Source organism: Novosphingobium sp. TK46 (genome assembly GCF_055361525.1).
Map to the genome: position 1 here is coordinate 567,897 of NZ_CM143963.1, position 21,541 is coordinate 589,437.

The 21,541-nt window shown below is 65.2% G+C and carries 23 protein-coding genes; 8 read left to right on the forward strand and 15 right to left on the reverse strand.

Annotated elements, in window-relative coordinates; genetic code table 11:
• Positions 1-21: 21 nt before the first annotated feature.
• The 3 genes from ACXJ1Z_RS02605 to ACXJ1Z_RS02615 all read right to left on the reverse strand — a co-directional run bounded on the left by ACXJ1Z_RS02605 (position 22) and on the right by ACXJ1Z_RS02615 (position 4,633).
• On the reverse strand, positions 22-1,332 hold the full coding sequence (locus ACXJ1Z_RS02605) for a glycoside hydrolase family 130 protein (protein WP_463779325.1): 1,311 nt from the start codon (positions 1,330-1,332) through the stop codon (positions 22-24).
• Entirely contained in the window at positions 1,304-3,562 is a 2,259-nt protein-coding gene (locus ACXJ1Z_RS02610) for a glycosyltransferase family 4 protein (protein ID WP_463779327.1), read from the reverse strand. Before ACXJ1Z_RS02610 ends, ACXJ1Z_RS02605 begins: the two co-directional genes overlap by 29 nt.
• 261 nt (positions 3,563-3,823) lie before the next feature.
• Positions 3,824-4,633: an NAD(P)-dependent oxidoreductase gene (locus ACXJ1Z_RS02615; RefSeq protein WP_463779328.1), complete on the reverse strand. Its 810-nt coding sequence runs from the start codon at positions 4,631-4,633 to the stop codon at positions 3,824-3,826.
• A 148-nt stretch (positions 4,634-4,781) separates the two neighbouring features.
• On the opposite strand from ACXJ1Z_RS02615, the gene ACXJ1Z_RS02620 reads away from it, so the two are divergent.
• Genes ACXJ1Z_RS02620 through ACXJ1Z_RS02635 form a run of 4 tightly spaced genes read left to right on the forward strand, consistent with a single transcriptional unit; the run spans position 4,782 to position 9,428 of the window.
• The gene (locus ACXJ1Z_RS02620) at positions 4,782-5,771 is read left to right on the forward strand and encodes a 2-oxoadipate dioxygenase/decarboxylase family protein (RefSeq protein ID WP_463781146.1); all 990 of its coding nucleotides are present in this window, start codon (positions 4,782-4,784) and stop codon (positions 5,769-5,771) included.
• Entirely contained in the window at positions 5,768-7,198 is a 1,431-nt protein-coding gene (gene astD / locus ACXJ1Z_RS02625) for a succinylglutamate-semialdehyde dehydrogenase (RefSeq protein WP_463779330.1), read from the forward strand. The genes ACXJ1Z_RS02620 and astD overlap by 4 nt, the downstream gene beginning before the upstream one ends.
• The gene (locus ACXJ1Z_RS02630; protein WP_463779331.1) at positions 7,195-8,400 is read left to right on the forward strand and encodes a hydrolase; all 1,206 of its coding nucleotides are present in this window, start codon (positions 7,195-7,197) and stop codon (positions 8,398-8,400) included. Before astD ends, ACXJ1Z_RS02630 begins: the two co-directional genes overlap by 4 nt.
• Complete coding sequence (locus tag ACXJ1Z_RS02635; RefSeq protein WP_463779332.1) at positions 8,397-9,428, forward strand: arginine N-succinyltransferase; 1,032 nt, start codon at positions 8,397-8,399, stop codon at positions 9,426-9,428. Before ACXJ1Z_RS02630 ends, ACXJ1Z_RS02635 begins: the two co-directional genes overlap by 4 nt.
• Before the next feature lie 21 nt (positions 9,429-9,449).
• Here ACXJ1Z_RS02635 and ACXJ1Z_RS02640 read toward each other — a convergent pair whose 3' ends face one another.
• Entirely contained in the window at positions 9,450-9,965 is a 516-nt protein-coding gene (locus ACXJ1Z_RS02640) for a thioredoxin family protein (protein WP_463779333.1), read from the reverse strand.
• Positions 9,966-10,077: 112 nt separating this feature from the next.
• Here ACXJ1Z_RS02640 and ACXJ1Z_RS02645 point away from each other — a divergent pair, with 112 nt between their 5' ends.
• Both ACXJ1Z_RS02645 and ACXJ1Z_RS02650 read left to right on the forward strand, forming a co-directional pair.
• On the forward strand, positions 10,078-11,331 hold the full coding sequence (locus ACXJ1Z_RS02645) for an N-succinylarginine dihydrolase (protein WP_463779335.1): 1,254 nt from the start codon (positions 10,078-10,080) through the stop codon (positions 11,329-11,331).
• Positions 11,332-11,437: 106 nt separating this feature from the next.
• Complete coding sequence (locus ACXJ1Z_RS02650) at positions 11,438-11,707, forward strand: hypothetical protein (RefSeq protein ID WP_463779337.1); 270 nt, start codon at positions 11,438-11,440, stop codon at positions 11,705-11,707.
• Positions 11,708-11,711: 4 nt separating this feature from the next.
• On the opposite strand, the gene queF is transcribed toward ACXJ1Z_RS02650, so the two are convergent.
• A complete protein-coding gene (gene queF / locus ACXJ1Z_RS02655) occupies positions 11,712-12,188 on the reverse strand; it encodes a preQ(1) synthase (RefSeq protein WP_463779338.1) in 477 nt (158 codons plus the stop codon).
• Between the two features lie 151 nt (positions 12,189-12,339).
• Here queF and ACXJ1Z_RS02660 point away from each other — a divergent pair, with 151 nt between their 5' ends.
• Both ACXJ1Z_RS02660 and metC read left to right on the forward strand, forming a co-directional pair.
• Entirely contained in the window at positions 12,340-13,545 is a 1,206-nt protein-coding gene (locus ACXJ1Z_RS02660) for a hypothetical protein (protein ID WP_463779340.1), read from the forward strand.
• Positions 13,546-13,581: 36 nt separating this feature from the next.
• On the forward strand, positions 13,582-14,790 hold the full coding sequence (metC, locus tag ACXJ1Z_RS02665) for a cystathionine beta-lyase (RefSeq protein ID WP_463779342.1): 1,209 nt from the start codon (positions 13,582-13,584) through the stop codon (positions 14,788-14,790).
• 45 nt (positions 14,791-14,835) lie between these two features.
• On the opposite strand, the gene ACXJ1Z_RS02670 is transcribed toward metC, so the two are convergent.
• The 10 genes from ACXJ1Z_RS02670 to ACXJ1Z_RS02715 all read right to left on the reverse strand — a co-directional run bounded on the left by ACXJ1Z_RS02670 (position 14,836) and on the right by ACXJ1Z_RS02715 (position 21,470).
• Entirely contained in the window at positions 14,836-15,369 is a 534-nt protein-coding gene (locus ACXJ1Z_RS02670; RefSeq protein WP_463779344.1) for a J domain-containing protein, read from the reverse strand.
• Between the two features lie 139 nt (positions 15,370-15,508).
• Positions 15,509-16,042 (reverse strand): peptidoglycan-associated lipoprotein Pal, encoded by a 534-nt coding sequence (pal, locus tag ACXJ1Z_RS02675; RefSeq protein ID WP_463779346.1) that lies wholly within the window; start codon positions 16,040-16,042, stop codon positions 15,509-15,511.
• Between the two features lie 107 nt (positions 16,043-16,149).
• The gene (gene tolB / locus ACXJ1Z_RS02680) at positions 16,150-17,553 is read right to left on the reverse strand and encodes a Tol-Pal system beta propeller repeat protein TolB (protein WP_463779347.1); all 1,404 of its coding nucleotides are present in this window, start codon (positions 17,551-17,553) and stop codon (positions 16,150-16,152) included.
• Positions 17,550-18,656 (reverse strand): cell envelope integrity protein TolA, encoded by a 1,107-nt coding sequence (gene tolA, locus ACXJ1Z_RS02685; protein WP_463779349.1) that lies wholly within the window; start codon positions 18,654-18,656, stop codon positions 17,550-17,552. The genes tolB and tolA overlap by 4 nt, the downstream gene beginning before the upstream one ends.
• Positions 18,657-18,673: 17 nt before the next feature.
• Positions 18,674-19,126 carry an ExbD/TolR family protein gene (locus ACXJ1Z_RS02690; protein ID WP_463779351.1) on the reverse strand — a complete coding sequence of 151 codons (453 nt, stop codon included), beginning with the start codon at positions 19,124-19,126 and terminating at the stop codon, positions 18,674-18,676.
• Positions 19,126-19,836, reverse strand: coding sequence for a protein TolQ (gene tolQ / locus ACXJ1Z_RS02695; protein ID WP_463779352.1), 711 nt, complete (start codon positions 19,834-19,836; stop codon positions 19,126-19,128). The genes ACXJ1Z_RS02690 and tolQ overlap by 1 nt, the downstream gene beginning before the upstream one ends.
• Entirely contained in the window at positions 19,833-20,309 is a 477-nt protein-coding gene (locus tag ACXJ1Z_RS02700; protein ID WP_463779353.1) for a YbgC/FadM family acyl-CoA thioesterase, read from the reverse strand. Before ACXJ1Z_RS02700 ends, tolQ begins: the two co-directional genes overlap by 4 nt.
• A gap of 121 nt (positions 20,310-20,430) precedes the next feature.
• Positions 20,431-20,826 carry a histidine triad nucleotide-binding protein gene (locus ACXJ1Z_RS02705; RefSeq protein ID WP_463779354.1) on the reverse strand — a complete coding sequence of 132 codons (396 nt, stop codon included), beginning with the start codon at positions 20,824-20,826 and terminating at the stop codon, positions 20,431-20,433.
• Positions 20,827-20,835: 9 nt separating this feature from the next.
• Positions 20,836-21,159, reverse strand: a complete 324-nt coding sequence (locus ACXJ1Z_RS02710) for a phosphoribosyl-ATP diphosphatase (protein WP_463779356.1) — start codon at positions 21,157-21,159, stop codon at positions 20,836-20,838.
• A 71-nt stretch (positions 21,160-21,230) separates the two neighbouring features.
• Positions 21,231-21,470 (reverse strand): PEP-CTERM sorting domain-containing protein, encoded by a 240-nt coding sequence (locus ACXJ1Z_RS02715; RefSeq protein WP_463779357.1) that lies wholly within the window; start codon positions 21,468-21,470, stop codon positions 21,231-21,233.
• Between the last annotated feature and the right edge of the window lie 71 nt (positions 21,471-21,541).

A 21,541-nucleotide genomic window follows, 5' to 3' on the forward strand; every position in this document is an offset into this window, starting at 1 on the left:
AGCACATAGGCGCTTGCCCGGTCAGTCCAGCAGGGCGAGCAGGTCGTCGATGCGGCTGGTGGCGAAACCTACCGCGCTGTCCGAGATCCCATAGGGGATCAACAGCCGCTCGCCCACCTTCAACGCGCCGCAGGTATAGACCACATTGGGCACGTAGCCCGAGCGATCCGCGTTCTCGGCAGTCAGCACCGGCTCGCGCGAACGGGCGATCACCTTGGACGGATCGTTGCGATCGAGCAGCGCCGCGCCCAGCGCGTATTTGCGCATTGCGCCCACGCCATGCGTCAGGATCAGCCAGCCTTTGTCCGTCAGGATCGGGCTGCCGCAGTTGCCGATCTGGATAAACTCCCACGGATATGCGGGCTCCATCAGCAGCACGCCATCATCGTCCCACTGATCGATCTCGTCGGAAAACAGCAGGAACAGGTTCTTGCCGTCCTGCCGTCCAATCATCGCGTACTTACCGTCGATCTTCTCCGGGAAGAGCGCCATGCCCTTGTTGCGACCGGCCTTGCCGCGGATAGGCTCAAGCCCGAAGTCGCGGAAATCGCGCGTCCGCAGCAGTTCCGAGCGGATCGAGCTTCCCGAATAGGCTGTGTACGTGCCAATCCACTCGTAATCGCCATCACCGTGATCGAAGCGGACCAGCCGCAAATCCTCAAGACCACCTCGTTGCTGCTCGGTAATCGGGAAGATGACGGTGTTCGACAGGCTCGAATCAGGATTGCGGTGCACGGTCACGGGGCAATCGGCGCAAGCCAGGCCCTCGTCGTCCAGTTCGACCGATGTGCCGAAGCTTGCCTGGGGCCAAAGCTCGAAGTTGCCGTCGACCTCGGCGATGCCTTCACGAAAGGCGACCGAGCTGATGTGTCCCTCTCCCACCGCTCGCAGTGACATCACGAACCGCACCGCGCCGTTCTGCATGCCGGACTGGTCGGGATGCGGCACGATCGACGGGTTCATCAGCGCCGCCGCCGCGAACGTATATTCGTGGCAGAAATAGCTGCCGATGAGACGCTGCTTCGTTGGCGAAAACGCCGCGCGATGCAAGTCGAGGTTATCCGCTACCTCTTCGAAGCGAGCGGCGAAGATGCGTTCGGTCTGCCAATGACGTTCGGCAAAATCGCGCAAGACCCGCTCATATTCGATCGCGGCGCGATCTTCGGTGAGTTGCAGCACATCGGCAACCAGGCGGTTGGCCCGGCCGCCGGGATCGTTCTTACCCTGCCAGCCTAGGTGGAACGGACGAAGCACCACCCTCGACGGATCGGCAAGCAACCGGGTGTCGAAGATATGCAAGGCTTCACGATGCGGTTTCTCGGGCAGGTTCAAGCAGGCTTCCTTGGGGCGAGTCGGTCGACATCCGATAGAGAGCCAGCATCGCATAGTGGGAAAGTTGGAAAGCGAGAATACTCTCCGCACCACAATTGGCGTTTGCTCCCCTGGGAGTCACCCCGTCTCGACAACGTCCTGTCGACATATCGGCCAACTGGACCCCGCGATCGTTGTGTCCGAAGAACCAGGACCATGCCGACATCGCATGATCGTACCATGCCACGTTGCCGGTCGCCTGATAGGCGGTAAGGCAAGCCTCGATTGCGGCCTGGGCTTCCAGCGGCTGCTGATCGAACGGCAGGTAAGTGTGTGGCTTTCCGAAGCTTTCCGAGCCAATCGGGCGAAAAATGCCGCCGGACGAGATCTGGCGGTTGCAGATCCAGCTCAGCGTCTCGATGCCGGACGCAATCCAGTCGCTTCGATCGAGCGCAATTCCGGCTTCGATCATCGCCTGACAAAGGCGGGGATTGTCATAGCCAAGCACCGCTTCGAACCAGGCCCAATCGGGGCGTCGACCGCCACCCAGCAGACGTTCAAGAAAGTCTCCTCCACGCTCCAAAGTGGCCAGCGACGTATCATGTCCCGGATTGACCCGCAGCATGGCGGCCGCCCCCAGGATCTGGAACGCTATCGCGCGCGGTGATCCTATATCGCCCAATTGTGGCAACGTGCGCTCGTAGAGATTGCGGGCCCAATCGCGAATGTCAGCATCCGGGGCGCACTCGGCGGTATGTCCGAGCGTCCAGATCGCGCGTCCATTCGAATCCTCGGAACCGAAATCCTCACACCAGCCGCGATCAAACCGCATGAAGTTGCGAAAGCGGCGCGCTTCCGGGTTCCAGGCGTCCTGAATGAACGAAGCGTAGATCATGCTCCAACGCATGCGCTCGGTCGGATGCATGCCTTCAGCGACGTTCATAAGCATGAGAGCGCGGACGTTGTCATCGAGACAATAGCCATGGCGGCGATCGGGAACGATGCCGATCGAGTGCTGAAGCATGCCGGTCGAATCGGACATGGCGATCACACCCGAAAGCCCGGGGGTGGCGGTAATCGGCGCGCTGCGTGGAGTCGGCGCCACCGCACCGGCCGCAAGCTGGGCGGTGGCATCGGCGAAGCGGGGCCAGATCGTTTCGCGACCACGGGCATACGAACGGCGCTGCAATGCCAACAACTCGGCCGGATCGTCGAGCAGCGCGTTCACTGCATCTGCGATCGCAACGCTGGAGCCGGGCTCGATGATCTTGCCGATATCGTCACGAAGCAATTCTACCGCGTGGAGGTAAGGCGTCGAAATCACCGCTTTGCCAAGCGCGACCGCATAGCTGAGCGTGCCCGACGTTGATTGCTGCAGATTCGGATAGGGCGTGATGTAGATATCGCACGATTCGAGCTGATCGAGCAGTTCGTCGTTATCCAGGAAACGATTGTCCCACTGGATGTGCTCTGCGACGCCAAGATCATTCGCGAGTTGCATCAGCGAATCGCGATACCGCTCCCCCTCCTGGGCGACCAGGTTCGGATGGCTGGCACCGACGATCCGATATACGACGTCCGGATGATCAGCGACGATCGCCGGCAAAGCCTCGATCGCACGCTCGAGGCCCTTGCCGGGATTTAGCAAGCCGAAAGTCATCAACACCTTGCGGTTGGTCAAGCCGAGGCGCGCCTTGAACTCGGCCTGCCGCCCGAATGGCCGGTCCGGCGCACCGTGTTCGATTACCTCGAGGATTTCAGGTGAAGCACCGTACCTGCTGATCAGCAGTTCGCGAGAATGGCGAGACATAACCATGATCCGCGATGCCCGCGTGACCAAGTGACACAGGATGGCGTGCTGCCGTTCCGATGGATCGGCAAGCACGGTATGGCACGTCAGGATCAGTGGCGCGGCCAGGCGATCGACGAAATCACATACCGCCGCGCCATCATCCTGTCCGTAAATGCCGTATTCGTGCTGAAGCCAGACAGCATCGACGCCCGATTCGTTGATGCTGCGGGCTGCGCGAGCGTAGGCTTCCGCGCTCGTGTCCGGGATTACCTCGGTGACGTTGTTGTACGCGAGCGGCGCGGCGGGATCATCGAGCGCGTAGACCTCGACACCCACTTCCTTGCGGAACTCTCGCAGTCGGTCGGCGATATCGGACGTGAACGTCGCGATGCCACACTTTCGCGGCGTGTAGGTCCCGATAAGGGCAACGCGAATCGGCCTCGCCGGGTTTTTGGCCAACGACGAGTCCGGCCCCTCAAAGATCGACAGGATCTCAGCAGTCCGCTTTGGACGAGAAACAATCGGATCTTTTGGAGGGTGGTTCATGCAGCGTCCGTTCAGAAATCGGTAACTCGCTTACAAATGCCCGTGGGGGGCATTCGGTTCCATGCTGCAGCGCGAAACATGACGAAACGAAGTCTGCCGTCGACATGCGGATTTCGCACATCAAACCGTCACTTACGCGCAATTCTGAACTTAGCGAGCACCAATCCGCAAGCGCTAGCCGAACTGCCCGAGGAAGGACCTCGCCGTGCCGACCAACTGCCGTGATCCGGCATCATCGGGCAGTATCTTGCCCAGCAAATCCGCATCCTTCAGCAACAGAGCGCCGCCGTGAGCGAAGGCTTGAGCGGCTGGCAGGCGAGCATAGACTTCGAAGCCGAAACTGCGTCCGCTGCTGGCATTGATCAACTCGGCCAAGCTGGCGCGATCGATACCAAGGCTCTCGCCGGCAACCATCGCCGCCTGCGCAAGCGCCATGTTGGCGCCCATCAGAGTGTTGTTAATGATCTTGGCTCTCTGGCCCGCGCCCGGCTCTCCCAGCAGCACGATCAGCCGCGCAAAGCTTTCCAGTACCGCATGGGCCTGTTCGAAAGCGGCCTGAGTTCCGCCGCACATCACCGTCATCGTGCCCGCGAGTGCGCCCGGAGACCCACCGCTGACGGGAGCGTCCAGGCAATGCACTCCGCGTGCCTGGCAATCGGCCGCGATCGTCGCGACCGTCTTGGGAAGGATCGTCGAGTGAATCGCCAGCAGGCTGCCCGGTTGCATCGCCGGAACCAGCTTGGCACTTACGTCCAGCACGTCACGATCGTTGACCACGCACAGACCGACATGGTCGCACCGCTCGCCAAGTGCCTCGACCGTCGGCGCCAATTGCGCGCCCTTGCCGACGAGCTCCTGCGCCGCGTCGGGACGCCGTGCCCAGATCGCCAGCGGATAGCCCGCCAACAGCATGCGCTCGGCCATCGGAGCGCCTTGGCTGCCGATGCCGATGAAGCCGGTTTGCGGGCGCGTGGTGTCGGTCATGTCTGCTTCCTCTTGCCTGTTATCGCCTGGATGCCATCGCGTTTGCGGCGCTGCGCCGAATTGCGTAGGCAAGCATGATGCGTTTGACGAGATCCAAGTGACCCAGCACCACGCTCCTGATCGATCCGGCCTCGATCAACCCGGTGGCCTGTCGCCGCTCGCCGCCCTGGTGCTGGACCAGCACGGTGGCAGCGACGCGCTCGCTACCCTGTCGATCCACCCGCCGTTGTTCGGTGACGATGCCCGTCCGGTCACGCGCGGCACGTTGGCGATGGCCCTGAACGTCTGTTTGTTCGCGGACCTGCTGGCGCGCGTTCCCACCGCGGCCCGCCATGTGGCCGAACTGCATGCGGCGGGCGAGCGGGTCGTTTTCGACCACGGCGCCTTGCGCACGATCGCCGGGCCGACGGGCGCGCTACCCAGCGGGCACCGGGCATTCGCGCGCCTGCTCGAGCCGTTGGGCTACACGGTCGCCGGGCTCTACCCGCTTCCCCGCCTGACGATGACCGGACGCGCCTTCGTCCATCGCGACTGGCCCGACACGATCCCGCAGTTCTTCGTCAGCGAGTTGCATGTCGATCAGTTGTCCGAGCCGGCACAGGCGGCCGCCGCGCGGGTGTTCGGCGCATCGCGCGATCCTGTCGGCCCCGAGGCGAAGGCGCTGCTGGACAAGCTGGCGCAGGACGGCGCGTTGCCAATGGAGCAGGCCACCATGCTTCTACCGACGCTGCTCGCCGCTTTTGGGCGCCATCACCCAGAGCCGACGATGAACGACTACGTGGCTTTGCTCGATATCTCGAAGGAAGCGGCCTGGATCGCCACTGAAGGTAACGCCTTCAACCATGCCACGACTCGTGTGCCCGATGTCGAAGCCCTGGCCGAACGGCTGAAGGCGCAAGGCTATCCAATGAAGGATGCGGTCGAAGTGTCCGCGAATGGCCGCGTACGACAAACGGCGATCCTGGCCGACAAGGTGGTGCGTCGGTTCAGCACCTCGGAAGGCGCAGTGGCACGCGAGGTGCCGGGCTCGTTCTACGAATTCATCAGTCGCGATATCGACCCGGCGAGCGGTACGCTCGATCTCACGTTCGACAGCCGCAATGCCACCGGCATCTTCGCCGTGACGAGGAGCGCATGACTGTGCTGCAATCGTTAGACCCCGCCACCGGCGACCTTGTCTGGGAAGGCGAGGAGGCGGATGCCCGCGCGGTTCGTGCGACGGTCGATCAGGCGCACCGGGCCTTTCCGAAATGGAGCGCCCTCCCGCTCGATCAGCGCATAGCGCATGCACGCGCATTTGCCGCCGCACTGGAGGCGCGGCGCGAGGATCTGGCCGAAACGATCTCGCGCGAGACGGGCAAGCCGCTTTGGGAGACGCGCAGCGAAGTCGCCTCGATGATCGGCAAGGTGGCAATCTCGATCACCGCCCAAGCCGAGCGTGCGGGCGAGCGCCGCAGCGCGATGCCGTTCGGAGAAGCGGTGCTGCGCCATCGCCCACATGGCTTGATGGCGGTGCTGGGGCCCTTCAACTTTCCCGGTCACTTGCCTAACGGTCACATCGTACCGGCCCTGCTCGCCGGCAACGTGGTAGTGTTCAAGCCATCGGAGATGACCCCGGCGACCGGCGCGGCGATGGCCGAATGCTGGGCCCAAGCCGGCTTGCCCGACGGGGTATTCCAGGTCGTCCAAGGCGGGCGCGAAACCGGCGAGGCTTTGGTCGCAGCCGAGATCGACGGGTTGCTGTTCACCGGTTCGGCCGCCGCGGGCGCGCATTTTCGCAGGATCTTCGCGGATCGTCCGCATGTGTTGCTCGCGCTCGAACTGGGAGGCAACAACCCGCTGGTCGTGTGGGACGGCGACATCGACGAGGCCGCGTCGATCGTCGTGCAATCCAGCTTCGTCACGACCGGGCAGCGCTGTTCGTGCGCACGGCGGCTGATCGTGCCGGACAACGCGTTCGGTCGCCAACTCGTTGAGGCGGTGGACGCGCTGTCGCGGCAAATCATCATCGGCGCCTGGAACGACGACCCGCAACCTTACTTCGGCCCGCTGATCTCACCCGCCGCGGCGCAAGGCGCCAAGGCCCGCGTGGATGAACTGGTGGCGCGCGGCGCCGAGCAAGTTCGCAGCTTCAAGGTGCTGGATTGCATGAGCCCAGCCTTCGTTCGTCCCGCGATCCTCGACGTGACCGGCATCGTGGTGCCGGACGAGGAGATCTTCGCGCCGATCGTCCAGGTGACCCGCGTGCCCGACTTCGACGCGGCGATCGCCTCTGCCAACGCCACCCGCTTCGGGTTGTCGGCGGGCCTGGTCAGCGCCGATGAAGGGCTGTGGCAGCGGCTGGTGCTGGAAAGCCGCACCGGGGTCGTCAACCGCAACCGACCGACGACCGGTGCCGCGGGTTCGATGCCGTTCGGTGGTCTTGGCGAAAGCGGCAACCATCGTCCTAGCGCCTATTACGCCGCCGATTACTGCGCCTATCCGATGGCGAGCTTCGAAGCGGCCGATGTGGCGGGCAACGCCGCCGCTATTGCCGTCATGCTGCGCCCCGGCGCATCCTCATGATCGCGGCGGACGAGACTGCGTTCCTTGCAACGATCGAACGCCAGCCGATCCTCGATCGCACGCTTGCCTGGGCATCGATCAACAGCGGCACCGGCAACATAACGGGCGTGGCGGCGATGGCCGCTCGGCTTGCCGACGCCTTTGCCGTCCTGCCCGGCGATGTGTCGCTGATCGAGCCAGACCTGGTCGAGAAAGTCGGCGCCGACGGGAAGGCCCGTCCGATCGAGACCGGGCGGCATCTGGTGCTCAGCGTACGACCGCAGGCAGCCCGACGCGTGCTGCTGACTGGACACATGGACACCGTCTATCCCGCCGATCACCCATTCCAGACATGCGCGTGGCAGGATGCCGACACCCTCAACGGCCCCGGTACCGCCGACATGAAGGGTGGTCTTTCACTCATGCTCGCGGGGCTGGTCGCCTACGAGCGCGCCGATCCGACGCTAGGCTATGACGTGATGATCAATTCGGACGAGGAGACCGGATCGCTTTCCTCCGCCGGGCTGATCGCCAGCCTCGCGCAGGGCAAGCTGGCGGCGCTCACCTATGAACCGGCGCTGCCCGGCGGTATCATGGCGCGGGCCAGGCCGGGGTCGGGCAACTTCGCCGCAGTGGTGACCGGCCGCTCCGCTCACGCCGGGCGCAACCCGGAAGATGGCCGCAACGCGCTGGTCGGCGCCGCCGACCTGGCGCAGCGTCTCCATGCCGCCAGGCGCGACGGGTTGACGGTGAACCCCGCCCGGATCGAGGGCGGGTCGCCCAACAACACGGTGCCCGATCTCGCCGTGCTCCACTTCAATATGCGCCCACGCGGACCCGACGACCTGGCCGCCGGGCAGACGATCATTGCCGCCATGGTGGAGGAAGTCGCGACCTTACACGACGTCTCGATCCACTTGCACGGCGGCTTCGCGCGTCCACCCAAGCCGATCGGGCCCGCGACCGAGGCGCTGTTCGCCCTGGTCTCCCAGGCGGCGAGCGATCTTGGCGACACGATCGGCTGGAAGGATACCGGCGGCGTGTGCGACGGCAACAACATCGCGGCCTGCGGCGTCCCGGTGATCGACACGATGGGCGCGTGCGGGGGAGCGATCCACTCGCCGGACGAGTTCATGATCGCCTCCTCGCTCGATGCCCGCGCCCGCCTGACCGCGCTGGTCATGTATCGACTTGACCGGCAAGGTTCAGGAGCCACCGCATGACCTTCCTCGTCCGCACGGCCCGCGAGGACGATCTCGCCGCACTCTATCGCATGGCCAAGGGCACTGGCGGCGGGTTCACCAACCTGCCGCCCGACAAGCCCACACTCGCCGGCAAGCTGGAGCGCACCGCCGCCAGCTTCGCGCGCGATCCCTCGACCTTGGGCGACGATCTGTTCGTCTTCATCCTGGAAGACACCGCGACCGAGCGGACCAGCATCGGCCGCACCCGCGGCACCTGCCAGATCATGTCGCAGACCGGCACCCAGTTACCCTTCTATTCCTATCGCATCGGCCGCATCACCCAGCACTCCAAGGAACTGGACCGCACGTTCCGCGCCGAGATGCTGACGCTAACCACCGATCTCGACGGTTCGAGCGAAGTCGGCGGCCTCTATCTCGATCCCACCGAGCGATCCGCCGGCGTCGGCAAGCTGCTCGCGCGCAGCCGCTACCTCTTCATTCGCAACCATCGCGCGCGCTTCGCCGATCGCACGCTGGCCGAATTGCGCGGCGCGATCGACGATGCCGGCAACTCGCCTTTCTGGGATGGGTTGGCGGGGCGCTTCTTCGACATGAGCTTTCGCGACGCGGACGAGTTCAACGCGCGCATGGGCAACCAGTTCATCGCCGACCTCATGCCCAAGCATCCGATCTATACCGCGCTGCTATCGGAAGGCGCGCGACAGGTGATGGGCCAGCCGCACTACTCTGGCCGTCCGGCGATGCGGATGCTGGAGAACGAGGGTTTCTCGTACCAGAACTACATCGACATCTTCGATGGCGGCCCTTCGATGATCGCCCAAACCGATCGCATCCGTACCGTCCTGGACGCACGCGACGCCAAGATCGTCGGTTTTGGCGAGGGCACTGCCAGCGGCGATCACCTGGTGGCGTGCGGTCGCCTGTCGGAATATCGCGCCTGCCTCGCCAACCTGACGCAAGTGGATGGCGGCGTCGTGATCGATGCCGAGGCGGCGGACCTGCTCGACGTCTCGGCCGGTGACACCATCAGCTACGCGCCCGCCTGAATCGTCAGACCCCCATAACCCTCAAACCCATTGCGCCAGCCAGTCGGCCAGCGCCTGAGGCGTCATGTGCCGCGCGTCCGCCAGCGCGAACAGGCGTCCACCATTCACCAGGCGATCGGTCTTGGGATCGACGACGAGGATCGCGGGCACCCCGTCCAGCTTGTCGATGCCGTACTTGCGCGGGATCGCGAGGTTCTTGTCCATCCGCCCGATGTCGACCGTTACCACGACGTAGTGCTTGCGCAGGAACGCCTTGATTTCAGGCAGGTCCATCACGCCCGCAAGGACCCGGCAATCCGGGCACCAGTTGCCGCCCAGGTCGATCAGCAGCTTTTTGCCTTCCCTGTGCGCGCGCGCCTTGGCTTGTGCGACCTGCTGGGTAGCGTTGGCGGTTTCGCTGTAGGGCAAGGGCAGCGGTTGCGGTAGCTGCTGTAGGGTCCGGATCCTGACCTGTGGGGCGGGAGCCGCCTGCACACCCGCAGCAGCCGCTAACAGGCCCAAGGCGACGAAGCTTCTGATGGTGGTCGCAAATGGCATGGACAACTCCAAGGTCTGACGGTCTGCTACCCAGACTAGCGGGACCAGGCACCGCAAGGAAGCCAGCTTATTTCTGCATTCCCGCAGCGACTCCATCCGCTATGCTGTGCCCATGCAGATCGAGATCAACTTCGACGGGATCGTCGGCCCCAGTCATAATTATGCGGGACTGAGCCAGGGCAATCTTGCCAGCACGCGCAACTTCGGCCGCGTGTCGCGACCGCGCGAGGCGGCGCTGCAGGGCCTCGCGAAGATGCGTCTCAACCTCGAACTTGGCTTGGCCCAGGGCTGGTTCATGCCGCAGGACCGTCCGAACGATGGATGGTTGGCGCGCCTTGGCATCGACATGGACGCGGCATCGCCACAGCTGCGCTATGCCGCGATGTCGGCATCGTCGATGTGGGCAGCCAACGCGGCGACGGTCAGCCCCGCGCCCGATACCAGGGATGGGCGCTGCCATCTCACCCCCGCCAACCTCGTCACCATGGCGCATCGCAGCCACGAGTGGCACGGCACCCTTGCCCAGCTACGCATCGCCTTTGCCGACTGCGTGCACTTCGCGGTGCATCAGCCGGTACCCGCGCCTTTTGGCGACGAAGGCGCGGCCAACCACATGCGCCTGTGCGTCGGCCACGAGCAGCCCGGGGTCGAGGTGTTCGTCTATGGCTTGTCCGGCGGCCCTTTCCCCGCCCGGCAGCATCCGGAGGCGAGCGCATCGGTCGCGCGGCTGCACGGTCTCAATCCCTCGCGAACCATCTTCGCCCAGCAATCCGAAGCCGCGATCGCAGCGGGGGCGTTCCATAACGATGTGGTCGCGGTCGCGAACGAGGCCGTCCTCTTCACGCACGAACAAGCCTTCGAAGATCGCGAGGGTTTTTACGCCGCCTTGCGCGCCAAGCTGCCCGAAGTCGCGATCGTCGAAGTGCCAGCGAGCGCCGTCAGTCTGGCCGATGCCATTTCGGCCTACCTGTTCAATGCCCAGCTGGCCACGCTTCCCGGTGGTGGTGGCATGGCATTGATACTGCCCGCGGAAGCGCAGGCGACCCCCGCCGTTTGGCAATGGCTGCAGCGGATGATCGCCGGCAACGGTCCGATCCGCGAACTGCACGTTGCCGATTTGCGCGAATCGATGGCGAACGGCGGTGGCCCAGCTTGCCTTCGCCTGCGCGTCGTCGCCGACCCTGCGACCGTCGATCCGCGCTTCCTCGCTTCGGTCGATCGCATCGCGATGGTCGAGGATGTGGTACGCCGCTTCTGGCCCGAGGAAATAAGGGCTGACGATCTCGCCGACGCCGGCTTGTGCCGTCGCGTGCGCGACGCGCGGCTCGCACTGCTTCGCCTGCTCGATCTTGCGGAACTTGCGTGATGCCCAAGGCAATTTTGGGAGCACCTATCCGTTGAACCCGATATTTGCACGCATGACGGGATACTAATGGGCTCAGGCGTGTTTCAACAGGCGAAGGGAACGACGCATGAGCGGATTGATCTTTGCCCTCGCCTTGTTCGGCTGCACCGACGACGGTTCATCCTGCCAGCGCATCGCCAGCCCTGCAACGCGCTATGAGACGCGGGAGGAATGTCTTGCCTCGCAGGATGCGGCTCTGAACAGCGACACCGCGATGGCGGCAGAGTACCCAAGCGTCTACGCCCAGTGTCTCACCAAGTCGCAGCTCGCACGCCTTAGCGGCGGTGACGTGGACCTTCGCAAGGTCGGGCTCAGCCTCGCGAGCTTGGGCGAGTGATCGCTCAACCGCGCCCGCGATAGGACGCAACCCCTTGATCGGGCACCCATAAGCCCTCGGGCGGCGCGTCCGATTGCCAGAAGACATCGATGGGTATCCCGCCGCGCGGGTACCAATACCCACCGATGCGCAACCAACGCGGAGCCATCTCGTCAAACAGGCGTTGGCCGATACCGACGGTGACGTCCTCGTGAAAGCCGCAGTGATTGCGGAACGATCCAAGGAACAGCTTCAGGCTCTTCGACTCCACGATCGTCGTGCCTGGTGCGTAATCGATGACGATGTGCGCAAAGTCCGGCTGCCCCGTGACCGGACATAGCGACGTGAACTCGGGCGCGGCGAAGCGTACGAGATACAGCGATCCGGCACGCGGATTGGGCACATAGTCGAGTTGTGCCTGCTCAGGGGACAGTGGCAGGGCGCTTTGCTGGCCAAGATGCAGCGGCGCGGTCGATGGTGAGGAGGGTAGCGGTTCGCTCATCCCTGTGCCAATGCCGACAACCTGTGTCCGAGGCAACACATCGCGTGCACGCGGGGTCCGGATCGGGAAAGTTAAGTTGGCATTCAGTCGCCATCGCGCAGCGGCTCGGCTAGGGCGGCGCTCAGGTAATCGGGTGCGCAGGGGATTGAAGATGAGGGGCATCGGCAAGCCATCGCAGAACACGGGTCGAGCGGTTGCCGCGCTGTTCGTCACGCTTTCTCTCGGCGCCCCCGCGGCCGCGCAAGACACTGATCCGGTGTCGACCTACCGGTTGCCCGAACCAGGCAAGACCCCCACGCCCCGGGTGCTTGGGCCGGTGGATACCGACAACCCCTTGTCCTTGCCATCGCGGGCGGACCCGCAGCCAGCGCCACAAATCACACCCGCACCGCCGCCGCGCGTGATCCTGCCGCCGGCCACACCCGCAAGGACTGCCGAGACGCGCCGGGAGCGTCAGCCGACAGCTCGGCCGTCGTCAGAGCCCACACCCGACACTGGCGCAACCGCGCCTGCTCCGGTCACGCCCGCTGCGGGGAGAGAAGTCCAGCCTGGCTTCGATACGCTGCCATCCTCGGCGCCGGCCACCGAGCCGGCCACCACCCCAGCATCCTCGGCAGCGGCCTCCTCGCCGAACTGGCTTATCCCCGCTCTCGTCGCGCTGTTGGTGATCGCGGCGGCAGCATTCTTCGCGTTGCGCCGCAGGCGCGATGCCGCAGGCGAGCCGGATGACGAAGCGCAAGTCGTCGAAGCGCCCGCCCCCGTACCGGCACCGCCCCTCGCCTCACCCGCTCCGACGCAGCCCATCCGAACTCAGCAAGCGCCCGCGACGTTGATAAGCGAGCCGCTGACGATCGCGACCACTTTCATCGCGCGCGCGGTTCGCCTCTCGCTTGTCTATGCGACCGTGCAGTACGAGCTCGAGATCGCCAATACGGGCTCGATCGATCTACCCAGCCTGGAAATGCGCGCCGATTTGGCTTCAGCGCATGCCTCATTGGGGACGCGCGAGCAGCTTGCACCGCCCCCCGCGCAACTCGAGGCTGCTCGCACCCTGGAACCGCTCGCGCCCGGTGTGACGATGACGATCAAAGGCGAGGCGCGCATTCCTCTTCAGCATGTGCGCGTGGTGACCAAGGGGACGGCGCAGTTCTTCGTGCCATTGGTAAGGTTCGCGATCCTGGCACCGGACGGCACCGGGATACGCCGGGTCTATACCGTCGGGCCGCTCAATCAGGATGGCGTTACCATCGCCTCGGTTCGGCTCGATGCCGGTCCACGCAACTTACGCGATCTCGCCTCGCGTGAGATCGAGGCCGCGCGCGGGTTCGCGCTCGACCCAGAGCTGGCCCACAGCTAAGGCACGTGCGAGCTTCAGCGACGCGAGGACTTGCGAGTGACGGACAAGCCAGACCAACGCGACCTTGCCGCCGCTACTCGCCTGGTGAACGCCGGACGCCGCCCGCAATGGACAGGTCCGGTCGTCAATCCCCCGGTCTGGCGCGCCAGCACGCATTTGTATGAAAATACCGCCGCACTGGCCGAAGGTCCGCGCCGCAACGAGGACGGTCGATTCTTTTACGGTCGACGCGGCGCACCCACGCAGTGGGCGCTCGCGGATGCTCTTACAGCCATGGAACCGGACGCCGCAGGTACGGTACTTTACCCCTCAGGCGTCGCGGCGATCGCCGGCGTGCTCCTCACGCTGCTGCGACCCGGCGACGTCGTGCTGATGACCGACAATGCTTATGATCCCAGTCGATCGATGGGCACGGGCATGCTGGCCGACTTCGGAATCGAGACGCGCTTTTTCGATCCGCTCGATCTGCCATCCTACGAAGCCGCCTTCTGCGAGCGGACACGCGCCGTGCTGATCGAGGCGCCCGGCAGCCTGACCATGGAAGTGTGCGATGTGCCCGCCCTCGCCAGCGTGGCCCGCGCGCGCGGCGTGATGTCGGTTCTGGACAACACCTGGGCCGGTCCAACCGGCTTCGCCGGGCTCAGCCACGGCGTCGACGTGGTGTTGATGGCGCTCACCAAGCATGTCGGCGGCCACTCCGATGTGATGATGGGTAGCGCCAGCGCCGGTGCAGACCTCTACAAGCGGCTACGAACGCGCGCGCAGAACCTGGGGCTGGTGGTGTCTCCCGACGATGCCGCGCTGGTGCTTCGCGGCTTGCGCACCCTGTCGCTGCGGCTGGAGCGCGAGACCGCAAGCGCGCTGAAGATCGCCGGCTGGTTGGCCGAACATCCACAAGTCGCTCGGGTGCTGTGCCCGATGCTGCCCGGCGGCCCCGGTCACGAGCTCTGGCGGCGAGACTTCACCGGCGGCTGCGGCCTGTTCAGCTTCGTCCTGCATGGCGGGGATGCCGCGCGGCGGAACCGGTTCATCGATGCACTGTCGCTGTTCGGCATCGGCTATTCATGGGGTGGGTTCGAAAGTTTGGCGGTTCCCCTCGACCCGGCATCGCTACGCAGCATCATGCCGTGGCCGCCAACCGGGTGGGAGGCCGGCGATCGATACGGGGTACGTCTGTCGATCGGACTGGAAGATGCCGACGACCTGATCGCGGATCTTGCCGCAGCGCTCGATCACATAGCTTAGACGACGCGGCGAGAAATCGCGCCCGAGAAAACGAGTGCCGTCGGTCTAACCGCGCCACTCGCGCCGTTCTTCCGCCTGGCGCAGAACTTCGTAAGCCAATTGGTAAGCCTGAAACGCCTTGGCAGCCTCATCATCACCCGGCCGAACGTCAGGGTGCACTTCCTTGGCCTTGGTACGCCAAGCCTTCTTCACCGCATCGAAATCGGCATCGGGATCAAGCCCCAACACTTCGAGCGCCCGCATCTCGTCTCGGGTGCGCGAACCATCGCCCGAACCAGCCCAGCCATAGTGCGCCGATTCCTTGAAGTCGCCATTGTCCGCCCGCTCCTGCGTCTCACGCTCGGCAGCTTCTTCGGCATCCAGACCGGCAAAATAGTCCCATCCGGAATTGTATTCCGCAGCGTGCTTCTGGCAGAAGTACCAGCGATCGGGATTGTTTGGCGATTTGGGCGCCGGACAATCGCCGCCATCGGTGCAGCCATGCCGATCGCAGATGCGGACATTGATCGCCTCGCGCCCGGCGCCATAGCCCCCCCAGCGTGGGAAGCCCCAGTTGTCGGATCGGCGCGGCTTGCTCATGACCCTGGCGATAAGCCCCGACTCGCTGCCGACGCAACCCTTGAACTGCGCGCCCGCGCAACTAAGGCAGCTGCCAATCTGCCCCGGCGGGCAAGCCGATCACGACAGTCAGAACCGACCGCGACCGGATCAGCTCAGCTCAGTCGATGGTAACGGTCACCGCGCGGCGGTTCTGCGCCCAGGCCTGCTCGTCCGAACCCAGAGCCACCGGGCGCTCCTTGCCATAGCTGATCGTCGACAGGCGGCTGGGATCGACGCCCATGCTGACGAGGTAGTTCTTGGCCGCGTTGGCGCGACGTTCACCCAAGGCAATGTTGTATTCGCGGGTGCCGCGCTCATCCGAATGGCCTTCGACGGTCGCGCGCTTGGAGGTGTAGCGCGCCAACCACTGCGCCTGCTTGGCCAGGGCAGCCTGGTCGCTGGAGTCGATGTCATAGCGGTCGGTGTCGAAGTAGATCGTGTCCTGGCCGGACATGATCTGCACGAAGTCGGCCTGGCTGCCCGGCGTCGCCGCGCCGCCCATCTGCCCAGTGTCGGTCGAAGTCGTCGGTGCACCCGGCTCGGGTGGCAGTTCCTTGGGTGGCTTGCTTTTGCAACCAGAGATGGCGAGTGCGCCGGCCAGCAGGATCATGGTGGTGACCTTGCCAGGTCCGATTGTGGCGGTTGCTGACATTTCGCGGGTTTCCTATGCAGCGCCGCCTAGGCGGCCGTCGAGGGTTTGCGTTCAATTCGTAACAGAGCGGGCGGGCGCTGTATCCTGCCTTAACGCGGCAGCGTGGCTCAAGGTCGCACCGGACCCCAGGCTGGGTCGGATGCCCCCACCGGCGTCGGCAGCTTGCGCTCGTTGCGGCCGGTTAGGTCGACCTGCCAGATCGAGGCCTGCCCCGAGCCCTTGGCGGTGCGGAAGAACTGGACGATGCGCCCGTTCGGCGACCATGTCGGCGCCTCGTCCTGCCACGAGTTGGTCAGGTGGCGCATGCCGCCGCCGCTGGGTGTCATCACGGCAACGCGCAAGTCGCCGGCGATGTGGGTGAAGGCGATCTGGTCACCGCGCGGGCTCCACTCAGGCGTCGCGGCGCGACCACCGAAGAAGCTGATACGGCGCTGGTTCGATCCGTCCGCGGCCATGACATAGACCTGCTGCGAGCCCGAGCGGTCGCTTTCGAACACGATCTGGCTGCCATCGGGCGAATAGCTGCCACCGATGTTGATGCCCGGCCCGTTCGTCAGCCTTTGCGGGGTGCCGCCGCCTGCTGCGGAGATGCGGTAGATGTCGGTCGTGCCGCCCTTCGCCATCGAATAGAGCACCCACTTGCCGTCCGGCGACCAGCGCGGGGCCAGTGTCGGCGCGCCGGTGCGCGCGATCAGCGTCTGGCGATCGGTGGCAATGTCGTAGGCGTAGATGCTCGGCTGGCCATTCAGGTACGACAGGTACATGATCTTGGAATAATCGGGCGAATAGCGCGGCGTCAGCGCCATCGCCTGACCGCTGGTGAGATAGCGGTGGTTGGCGCCATCCGAATCCATGATCGCCAACCGCTTCATGCGGTGGTCCTTGGGGCCGGTTTCGGCGATATAGGCGATCTTCGAGTCGAAAAACGGACTTTCGCCCGAGAGGCGCGAGTAGACGAGGTCGGAGCACTTGTGCGCCGCGCGCCGCCAGTCGGTGGCCTGGAACTGCCAGCCGGCCTTCACCAGTTGCCGCGTGAGCGAAATATCGTAGAGATAACAGCCGACCGTCAGCTGCCCATTTGCGCCCGCCTTGACGTAGCCTTGCACCAGCATGTCGGCGCCACGGCCGGACCATGTTGCATAGGTCGGGCTTTGCACTTCGGGCAGCGTGGGCTGTGGCAGACCATCGGGTCCGGTCGGCTTGAACAGGCCGTTGTTCTTGAGGTCGGAGGAAATGACCTGGCTGATCGCGCGGCCAAGCTGCGCGGTGCTGCCGGCATTGGTCTGGGTCGGCACGTCCGCATCGGTGGCGAACGTGGTGATCGCGATGCCAAGATCCTGCCACTCGTTCTCATCAGAGACGCTGCCGGTAAGGCCGCCATCGTCCGCCTCGCCCGCTTGCGCGGTGGCCGGCTGCGGCGGCGGCGTACCCACCACCGGACCGTCCTGCGCGATGGCGGGTGCGGCGGCCAGCGCCAGCATGAAGGCAAGCGTCGAGAAACGAGCGGTCATTGCGAGAGCCTCTTGTCGAAACGGAACGCCGACACGCGCTTCCACGCGTCGTAGTATTCCACGGGAAGATCGAACGGTGCGGCAAGCCTCACGGCCTTGATCGCCTGTTCGGCGTGGCGTTCGGCCTGGTTGCGGTTGGTGTCGGTGATGCCGAGCTGGCGCACGACCGTGGGGGCGCCGGCCAGCGAGCCGTCGCGATTGAGGCTGAACGACAGGATCGTCACCAATTCCTCCGCATCAGGGCCCTGCGGCGCCTGCCACTTGGGTTTGAGCGCACGCGAGATCGAGCTGGCGAGCGACGCCTTCACCGCCGGTCCGATCGCAGCGGCAGGCGCGTTGGCGCTGGCCCGGTCGGCGGACTTCGCACCGGTCACGCCAGCCAGGAAGTCGGAACCGATCTTGCTACCCCCCGCCGGAGCGTTCGACTTTGCCGGAGCTTTTGCCGGCGGCGACTTGGCGACGCCCTGCCCCTGGGACTTCTGGGGCGCCCGCTGCGGCGAGGTCGTGGCCGGGCGGTTGGCGGGTGCCTTTTGCGCACTCGGTCTGGCTGCCAATCGCGTAGCAGGCCGCGCCGGGGTGGGTCGCGCCGGTACAGGGCGCGCGGGCGTCGGACGAGCCGTCTCACGTGGGCGTTCGGGCGCACGTGGAACAGGCTTGGCGACCGGCTTAGGTGCTGGCCTTGGCGCCGGACGCTCCACCTTACGAGGCACCGGCTTTGGAGTCGGCTTTGGCGGCGTCGGTTTGGGAGGCGCTGGCTTCGGCGGTGTCGGCCTGGGTGGCGCAGGCTTGGGTGGCGCCGGTTCCGAAGGAGCGGGCTTTGGCGGCTCGGGCGCGGGTTCGGGGTCGCTTTCGGCGGGTGCGGCTTGCGGTTGCGGCTGTGGCTCGCCTGCTGTCGGTGCCTCATCGGGAGCAGCCTGACTACGCGGCTGCGGGGATGTCGAGGTTGGCGCGACCTGGTCGCTGATCGTCACTTCGATTCGCTCGGGCGGCTGCACCACCGGCGCATTGTGCGGACGCAGCAGCAGCACCGCGACCAGCGCCACATGCGCCGCGATCGCGATCCCAAGGCCAACGCCTTCTTCCTTGCGCAACGCCAGAGCCATTGTCCGCGTGGCTTCCCTTACTGCCCTGAACCGCCGCCGGTGCCGGTCACCAGCGAGATCGAGGTGAAGCCGGCGCGGTTGAGTTCGCCCATCACTTCCATCACCTTGCCGTAATCGAGCGCCTTGTCGGCGCGCAACGTGACCAGCGGCTTCTTGCCATCAGGACCTTCGGGAATGGCGGTCAGGCGATCGGCCAGTTCACCCGGCGCGAGCGGGTCCTTTTCAAGGTAGACGGTGCCATCGGTCTGGATCGTGATGGTGACCTGCTCGGCCTCTTCGCTCATCGCCTTGGCGCGGCTGTCGGGGAGCTCGACCGGAACGGCGGCTTTCAGCAACGGCGCGGTGACCATGAAGATGATCAGCAGCACCAGCATGACGTCGACCAGCGGGGTGACGTTGATCTCCGCCATCGGCGCACCGGCGCGGCCACGACGCCCGCGCCTGCCGCCACCCGAGAGACCCATCGCCATCAGCGCTGCTCCAACTGCAGCGTCAGCGCCGCGTGCAGCTTGTCGGCGAAGCGCTGCAGCCGCGCTTCGAAGCCGTTCACCCGGTGCGAGAAGCGGTTGTAGGCGATGACCGCCGGGATCGCCGCGAACAGGCCGATCGCGGTCGCGAACAGAGCCTCGGAAATGCCGGGGGCAACCACCGCCAGCGACGAGTTCTGCTGCTGGCCGATCTGGAAGAAGCTGTTCATGATGCCCCACACGGTGCCGAACAGGCCGACGAACGGAGCGACCGAGCCGACGGTCGCCAGGAAGTTCAGGCGGTCGGAAAGCTTGTCCGCCTCTTCACCCACGGCGGAGTTCATCGACAGCGCCACCCGCTGGCGAGCGCCCTCGGGGTCGGTCCCGGCACCCGCATTGCGCTTGTATTCGGCCAGCCCTGCGCCGGCCACCTTGCCGATCGGCGCTTCGCCGCGGCGTCGCTCGCGCTGATAGGCGTCGAAGTTCTCGGCATCCCAGAACCCACCTTCGTAGGCATCGCAAGCGCGGCGAACGCGGCCCATGCGCAGCAGGAACGAAACGATGATCGTCCATGTCCACACGCTGGCGAGGATCAGCCCGATCATCACCACCTGCACCACGATATCGGCGTCCAGGAACAGCTTGACCGGGTTCAGCCGGGTCGGCGCACCCGCTGCGGCGTCGCTGGCGGCCATTAGCAGATCGAACGTCATTCTTGTCCTTCCGGAGGTGATGTCTCTTGCGCGGCGGCAAAGGCGTCGAACGCCTGCTGCCAAGCTGCGGGTTGGCGGCGGGGACGGCCGTCCGGTCCGATAAAGCCGACCCGCACGCTGGCTTCGGTCAGCTTGGTATCGCCGCGCCAGGCGCTTTGCAGCAAGGTCGAGCTGGCGCGACCCACTGTTCCGGCACGCGTCTCGATCAGCACGATGTCCCCCAGTCGCGCTGGGGCCAGATAGCGCAGCGATGCCTCGGCCACGGCGTAGGCGCCCTCGCCCGCATTGAGCGAGGCAGCCTGGTCGATGCCCATCAGTTCCAGCATGTCGGAACGTGCCCGCTCGAACCAGCGCAAGTAGTTGGCATGATAGACCACCCCGCCCGCATCGGTGTCCTCGTAATAGACGCGCAAGGCATAGCGATGGACCGGGCCATCAATCGCGCCCGCGACAGGAAGGGGAAAAGCCGTCATTTGCGCGCAGTCCTTAACGCCGCCTCCTCGCGCTGCAAAGGCATCGCACTCAGATCATGGTGCACGGACGCTAAGCCGTTGCGCCTGAACGGCGGCTAAACAAGATCGTGCGGCACCGATACTAGGCCGGGAGGCCTACGTCGTCGCAGATCATCTGGTAGAACTGGCGCCCGCCGAAGATGTGCACATGCAGGTGCGGCACCTCCTGATGGCCGTGCCCGCCCATGTTGACCATCAGCCGATAACCTGGCGCGTCCAGTTCGAGTTGACGCGTCACTTTGCCGACCGCGCGCATGAACCCGGCGACCTGCGCATCGTCCGCCCTCGCGGTGAAGTCGTCCCACGAGACATACGCCGCCTTGGGGATCACCAGCACATGGACCGGAGCCTGTGGGCGGATATCATGGAATGCGAGCGCGTGGTCGTCTTCATAGACCTTGTTGCACGGCAGTTCGCCGCGCAGGATCTTCGCGAAGATGTTGGTGTCGTCGTAGGGAAGCTTGGGATCGATCGGCATGATTGGTCCTCAGGTTGAGCGCGCGGCCTTCTCGGCGATGCCCGACACGCCTTCGCGGCGGTCCAATTCGGCCAGCACGTCTGCCACCGGCACGTCGCGCGCCGCCAGCAGCACGGTGAGGTGGAACAGCAGGTCTGCCGCTTCTCCCACCAGGGCGGCGCGGTCTTCGGTGAGCGCGGCGATGACCGTCTCGGTCGCTTCCTCACCCAGCTTCTGCGCGATCTTGCCCAGGCCGCGCGCGTTCAGCTTGGCTACGTAGCTGCTATCCGGATCGGCATCACGGCGTGACAGGATCGTCGCTTCGAGGCGGGCAAGGGTATCGGCATGGGGCATCTCGCGCAAATCCATGCGTTGCCGCATCTAACGGGTCAAGCGCTCAAGCATGCCCCGCGGTCAGACGACGATCAGTCGCGCGGGCGCTTCGACGAGAACCGGCGACCGATGGCAACTCCGGCCACGCCCATCGACAGCAGCAGCAGCGCGCTCGGCTCCGGCAAGGCAACGCTTCCGCTCCCCGCAAACGCAGGCACCGCCGATGATGCGGTAACGATCATGAACGAAACCAACGTCGGCAAAAAAGAATGAAGCGGCACGACGGAACCTTTTGGAAACCTGCGCGAACGTAAACGCAACTCCCATGCCATTTACCCGTAACTAACGCCCGGGGCCGCACCTATTGGTTAACGGACGAGCGCGACATTTAGCCTGTGTAAAG